Genomic DNA, 6,808 nt, shown 5'->3' on the forward strand with positions numbered 1-6,808 from the left:
TGTTATCGAGCTTTCGCTTAGTTTTGATTAGTGCCTTTACCTATCAGCTATGGAATTTCCCTTGATCGCTGACTGATGTGCGTAGCTCTGTCCAAAACATCTTGATCCAAACAGAGTGCAGGAGTACTTGAAGTGCTTAAACGATATGGCTATCATGAAAGGACTTACAACGGGCTTCTTAACCAGTAAGTATTCCGAGAAAACCAGCTCGCCTAAGCTGGTTTTTTCACATCTGGGGTTAGATTAAATCTAAATCCCTGAAGTCTCAACGACAAACTTCTGTTGTTGAGCAAGAACAAAAAAAAAGCCTCCCATATGGGAGGCTTTTTTGTATCTGAATCTCGATGCGCACTAAGTGCCGTTACGTTAAATCCGGCATAGAAAAACACTATTGACTAAACTATCATTAAGCATGAAGTTCCCTCCATTTTTCCTTCGTGCTAAAAAAACGGCTCCCAATCGGGAGCCGTTCTTACGTCTAAATCTGAGTTCGCACTAAGTGAAATTACGTTAAATACGGCTCCAATTATATCGGAATTTAGTGATCAGTATCTCGTACAACAGGTCAGAAATAGGTTTTTCATATTTATTATTAATGTATTCAAACAAATCATCAGAAAAGCATTCGATACAAGGACATCTAGACATTACCTTATGAGTTCGAGCCATATTAAAAACAGGTTCTAAAATCTCTTTGATTATAGCTTTCGCTTCAAGATATAAAACCTCATCGCTCTCTGGCGGCAATTTTTTATTCGAAGATTTTTTATTCACAGCAGGGTTCTCGACAAAAATTGGAGTTTAGCGCGTAACAATAACATCAAAATCAGGTATTCATTATTCCTATTATGGTAAATGGCTCAGTTAGCCAGCTAAAACGCCTCTCAGAAGCCCTCAGAGCCATTTTAAGCTCATTTACAACACCTAACACCCAGTAAACGCTATAGAACCGCTCTGAAAGTTTGTAACGCTTTTAGCGCGATTCACAAGGCGAATTAACATTTTTCCTGCTCACCGAAATATCACACCGTAACGCCCATAACCTAAAGTTTGCGATTAGAGATCGTGCTTAGTCGTGAAATGAACGAAGTTCTTTCATGAGTGAGCACGATCCGACAAACGAACGGAGTGAGAGCGTCAGCTTTTCATTTTCCAGGACAACCTTTGATAAGGTATGCAATATAAACCTTAAAATCAGAACAATCCTGTGAGGTCTAATGAACAGTAAAGAGAAAAACAAAAAAGAAAAAAAACGTCGACTTGAGTATGAGAAAAGACAAGCGAAGCGAATTAAAGACGCTAAGAAGTTAAAAAAAGAACAAGAAGCTTTGGCTGAAGAATTAGCAGCGCATACAATCAACATTCCGCCATTCCGAAGGGGCAGTTAACTGGGGGAAAGGGGCGTTAGCGCCCCTTTCCAGCTCACAGAGAAACGAGCGTAGCGAGTGCACTCTGTGTATTCTAGCTGCACATAGAGTTGGAGTTTTTCTTTTTTTGTTGGCATCACAACCTCATGAGAATCAACCAGATTTGCGCGATTCATTTACGAATCACTCGCGAATTACCGGTGAATCATTGATGAATTACTTGTGATTCACCGTGTATCGCAAGTGAATCACTAAATCACTAACCTATTGATATTAAAGTATGTATCGTAAATGAATCACAAATGACTCACAAGTGATTCGTAAAATGACGTCACTTTAACTCATTTTCTGAAAATTTTTTAACGGATTTTTTCCTTTACAGACAACCACTTATGTGAAGATGTAATCTTCCGAGGGGTGTAGGGGCATTTCGGGGGTCATAAAAGCTTAGCTGTGCGTTATTTTTGAGGGTGTGTTTTTATATTTATGGAGAAAAAAAACGGTAGCCTAGCGGCGTTTGATGCGAAGAATTGCAGTGTCGTGATTCAAAAAACCATACGACAGACGAGGATAACGCGTACAGCCTCATGTGGAAAAACTAGGACAGTAAACTGCCCATAGTTTTACACACAATCGACAAAGAAGATCGAGCAAGTAGAGAGTTTGCGCTCCGCGCTCAATAAGTTTTTTTTTGTTCTGAGAAAAGGCTTAAAGAGCTTTGTTTCGGCTACGCTGAACCCCTAGCGAGACAAAGGAACAAAACTGACGCGCTAACGCTTGTCGGGTCAGCACTGTCATCGAATGGTTCGCTTTGCTCCTTCATTCAACGCCAGCACTCGACCGTTGTTAGTAGAATTCAATCCAGAGTTTGAAATATGGGTTCAATGGAAGAACCTAATATTCGACCATTTCTCTCATGTTGCTGCCGATGCCAACGCACCTCTTTCGCCTGACACCGAATTCGTCGAAGCTCAATCGAATTGTTACGCTCCAAGAGAAGCAAAAAATGGACGAGAGAACTAGGGGAAACATTCATAGAACACCTCAGAAAAGAAGTAAGGATGCCACGCGAGGGCGGCGCTACAAGCCCTTTCGGCTGCGCCGACCCCTACCCATTTGGGCATCATTTATGGTCGCTTTCAGATTGGGATTTTTCTCTTACCCTTTCGGGCTGCCCTGCGCTGTGAGTTAGGCTTTACGCCCCCATTCCGGCCTCACAACACTAATCAGTTATTCCTTTTCCGCTTGTCCCCTCTAGCAGCTACAAGGGGCGGTGTTATCGAGCTTTCGCTTAGTTTTGATTAGTGCCTTTACCTATCAGCTATGGAATTTCCCTTGATCGCTGACTGATGTGCGTAGCTCTGTCCAAAACATCTTGATCCAAACAGAGTGCAGGAGTACTTGAAGTGCTTAAACGATATGGCTATCATGAAAGGACTTACAACGGGCTTCTTAACCAGTAAGTATTCCGAGAAAACCAGCTCGCCTAAGCTGGTTTTTTCACATCTGGGGTTAAGATTAAATCTAAATCCCTGAAGTCTCAACGACAAACTTCTGTTGTTGAGCAAGAACAAACAAAAAAGCCTCCCATATGGGAGGCTTTTTTGTATCTGAATCTCGATGCGCACTAAGTGCCGTTACGTTAAATCCGGCATAGAAAAACACTATTGACTAAACTATCATTAAGCATGAAGTTCCCTCCATTTTTCCTTCGTGCTAAAAAAACGGCTCCCAATCGGGAGCCGTTCTTACGTCTAAATCTGAGTTCGCACTAAGTGCCGTTACGTTAAATCCGGCATAGAAAAACACTACTGACTAAACTATCATTAAGCATGAAGTTCCCTCCATTTTTCCTTCGTGCTAAAAAAAACGGCTCCCAATCGGGAGCCGTTCTTACGTCTAAATCTGAGTTCGCACTAAGTGCACTTATGGTAAATAGGGGGGCAGATAAACACTGTGATATGAAAAAGCAAAATATATTGGCACTTTTTGAGTACCAACTTTCAATAACACCCATCTAAGAGCTAAGCATCTGTTGTAGCTACAATTAGTGTACATTGTAAGTACAAGATTTTAAAATGCTATATGTGTGAAGATTAATATTGAAATCGAGATCAAATTCAGTCTAGAATTTCTGTACAAAGGAAAGTTTTTTCGCTTTATAGGAAAATTTTTCGCCTTGTCGGCATAGATAGCCAATCTATGTCGAGTGTGATACCGCCAATTTCGCACTATAAAGAACTCCTTTAATTGGATTTAAGATTCGCCCTGACAATGAATCGCATTAGAACCGCTCTTTTGAGCGGTTTTTTTGTTGCTATCAACAAAATCAATCATAAAAAAACCATCCACAAAATCATAAAGCACGTTTTTGCATCTGAATTTAGGATTTTATAATATCTAGCTATTATTCAAGCTTGAAGTGTGGCGCTTCGTATGAGCTTTCAAGATAGGCAAATCTTGTTGAGTAATGTAACTCCCTAGTCAGGGCACTTAAAACTTTCAATTTCAATTAAAGGAGAGGGGATGAGCCCAGAATTTTTGTTTGCAATTGCGGCAGTAATAACTGCACTAGCAAAGTTGTACCAAGTATTTAAATCTAAGTAACTAAGCAACACAAGAACGGCTCCCTAGAGGAGCCGTTCTTATTTCTAAATCTGGGTTCGCACACCAGTAAAATGTTCAATACTATTCTACTGACATATTCATGTTTTGTTTGTTTTTGGTTTCTGCAAAATTCAAATCGGTGTTCATTATTCCTATTATGGTAAATGGCTCAGTTAGCCAGCTAAAACGCCTCTCAGAAGCCCTCAGAGCCATTTTAAGCTCATTTACAACACCTAACACCCAGTAAACGCTATAGAACCGCTCTGAAAGTTTGTAACGCTTTTAGCGCGATTCACAAGGCGAATTAACATTTTTCCTGCTCACCGAAATATCACACCGTAACGCCCATAACCTAAAGTTTGCCGATTAGAGATCGTGCTTAGTCGTGAAATGAACGAAGTTCTTTCATGAGTGAAGCACGAATCCGACAAACGAACGGAGTGAGAGCGTCAGCTTTCATTTTCCAGGACAACCTTTGATAAGGTATGGCAATATAAACCTTAAAATCAGACATCCTGTGAGGTCTAATGAACAGTAAAGAGAAAAACAAAAAAGAAAAAAAACGTCGACTTGAGTATGAGAAAAGACAAGCGAAGCGAAATATAAAAGACGCTAAGAAGTTAAAAAAGAAGAACGAAGAAGCTTTGGCTGAAGAATTAGCAGCGCATACAATCAACCATTCCGCCATTCCGAAGGGGGCAGTTAACTGGGGGAAAAGGGGGCGTTAGCGCCCCTTTCCAGCTCACAGAGAAACGAGCGTAGCGAGTGCACTCTGTGTATTCTAGCTGCACATAGAGTTGGAGTTTTTCTTTTTTTGGTGGCATCACAACCCTCATGAGAATCAACCAAGATTTGCGCGATTCATTTACGAATCACTCGCGAATTACCGGTGAATCATTGATGAATTACTTGTGATTCACCGTGTATCGCAAGGTGAATCACTAATCACTAACCTATTGATATTAAAGTATGTATCGTAATGAATCACAAATGACCTCACAAGTGATTCGTAAAAATGACGTCACTTTAACTCATTTTCTGAAAATTTTTTAACGGATTTTTCCTTTACAGACAACCACTTATGTGAAGATGTAATCTTCCGAGGGGTGTAGGGGCATTTCGGGGGTATAAAAAGCTTAGCTGTGCGTTATTTTTGAGGGTGTGTTTTTTATATTTATGGAGAAAAAAAAACGGTAGCCTAAGCGGCGTTTGATGCGAAGAATTGCAGTGTCGTGATTCAAAAAACCATACGACAGACGAGGATAACGCGTACAGCCTCATGTGGAAAAACTAGGACAGTAAACGCCCATAGTTTTACACACACAATCGACAGACAAGATCGAGCAAGTGGAAAGTTTGCGCTCCGCGCTCAATAAGATTTTTTGCTTATGATATGAAAAGAAAAAAGCCCCAAAAAAGGGCTGTTATCTGATAAGGCTTGTTTTAGTGCAACTTTTAAATCTTTCCTGACTGTTTCCAGTTGTAATAAGTTCTTCGGCTAATTCCAAGCTTTGACCAAGGTTCTTGTTGGTTTTCACTAGATTCACTAATAGGTCTACCACCGCCTTTTGAAGCTTTTCCGCCTTTCGCCCCTTTCTTAGCTTGGCTTTGACGGAACTTTTCAGGCGTGAACTCTCGATACGTCCAGTTAGCGATCGACTTCGCTATCGCTTTCACTTCTGAAACGGGCAAGGGCACTTTAAATTGGGCATTAATGGCTTCCACTTGGTCGTAGACAGCCGAATTCCACTGACGCTTGTAGTTAGGTGCCCAAAATTCTCGGATCGCCTTATAGCTCCACTGACGAACCGTATCAAACAACTCACAATTGCGACCAAGACCTGATACTTCGCTACCACGTAACGGATGGCCTTTCAGATCGAGGTATTCCGCCAGTTCATCGAGTGTGTATTCGTACTCTGTCCAAAACTCATTTTGCCAATGTGGATGTAGTGGATTTTTCGTCAGTAGTCCTGCGAATCCACGATCCGCTTTCAAACGCTCAATCATCGCGGATTCAATCGCAGCAGCGTAGCGGGTCGGTTCACTATGCGCGATATCAGACGTACAGAATGGAACTTTCAAGCGATACGCAATGTGTGCGTGTGCATTCTCTGGGTTCTTTGACGTCCAATATGGCGTTGGAAGATCGTTGTCGTACCAAGCCAACACACCGCCTTGTCGATCAATATCAAAGACAAGGTAAGTGACCAACGTAGGTTGGTTCACTTGCAGATATTTTTTTTCTTAATCGCAGTGCTTTTGGGGCGTATGTAGGTGACACCAAGTTCATCGGTACAATACGGCTTATGAGGAAGCGTCTCGATTAGTTCGAGTTGAAGAGCGTTTGATTGTTTAGCTTTCACACATAACTGCACTTATGGCGGTTATGTGTGGATTGTCTTTGTCTATCCATGTGTTAAAATTACCTTAGCATTTAGCCCTGAATTCTTATATCTACCGCCAAGTTGATTAGTAAGATTCGGGGCTTTGTTTTATCTAGAGTTAATCTTACTCCTCAATACTTTACTTCGCAATTTCCCTTCGCTTTTCTTGCTATCAGGCAAAAAAGGCCGCTATCGCGACCTTTCAAAAATCATTGTTCTACCGAAACACTGTACTTCGCACTAAGTGAAATTACGTTAAATACGGCTCCAATTATATCGGAATTTAGTGATCCAGTATCTCGTACAACAGGTCAGAAGTTCCCTCCATTTTTCCTTCGTGCTAAAAAAACGGCTCCCAATCGGGAGCCGTTCTTACGTCTAAATCTGAGTTCGCACTAAGTGCACTTATGGTAAATAGGGGGGCAGATAAACACTGTGATATGAAAA

The 6,808-nt window shown here is 41.2% G+C and carries 4 protein-coding genes; 3 read left to right on the forward strand and 1 reads right to left on the reverse strand.

All coding sequences use genetic code 11. The features are described 5' to 3' along the window. Positions 1-1,217 precede the first annotated feature (1,217 nt). The 3 genes from L7A31_RS22085 (at position 1,218) to L7A31_RS22095 (ending at position 4,702) form a co-directional block, all read left to right on the forward strand. Positions 1,218-1,388, forward strand: a complete 171-nt coding sequence (locus L7A31_RS22085) for a hypothetical protein (protein WP_237364219.1) — start codon at positions 1,218-1,220, stop codon at positions 1,386-1,388. 780 nt (positions 1,389-2,168) lie between these two features. After that, a complete protein-coding gene (locus tag L7A31_RS22090) occupies positions 2,169-2,390 on the forward strand; it encodes a hypothetical protein (protein WP_237364221.1) in 222 nt (73 codons plus the stop codon). Positions 2,391-4,501: 2,111 nt separating this feature from the next. Then, entirely contained in the window at positions 4,502-4,702 is a 201-nt protein-coding gene (locus L7A31_RS22095; protein WP_237364222.1) for a hypothetical protein, read from the forward strand. Positions 4,703-5,429: 727 nt separating this feature from the next. Here L7A31_RS22095 and L7A31_RS22100 read toward each other — a convergent pair. Then, complete coding sequence (locus tag L7A31_RS22100) at positions 5,430-6,203, reverse strand: replication initiation protein (RefSeq protein WP_237364224.1); 774 nt, start codon at positions 6,201-6,203, stop codon at positions 5,430-5,432. Positions 6,204-6,808 lie beyond the last annotated feature (605 nt).

Source organism: Vibrio marisflavi CECT 7928, from assembly GCF_921294215.1.
Taxonomy (GTDB): domain Bacteria; phylum Pseudomonadota; class Gammaproteobacteria; order Enterobacterales; family Vibrionaceae; genus Vibrio; species Vibrio marisflavi.

What these genes read in the sequence shown, in the direction of transcription:
- L7A31_RS22090 (WP_237364221.1), top strand. Translation starts at nt 2,169, where the DNA reads ATGGTTCGCTTTGCTCCTTCATTCAACGCCAGCACTCGACCGTTGTTA.
- L7A31_RS22085 (WP_237364219.1), top strand. Translation starts at nt 1,218, where the DNA reads ATGAACAGTAAAGAGAAAAACAAAAAAGAAAAAAAACGTCGACTTGAG.
- L7A31_RS22095 (WP_237364222.1), top strand. Translation starts at nt 4,502, where the DNA reads ATGAACAGTAAAGAGAAAAACAAAAAAGAAAAAAAACGTCGACTTGAG.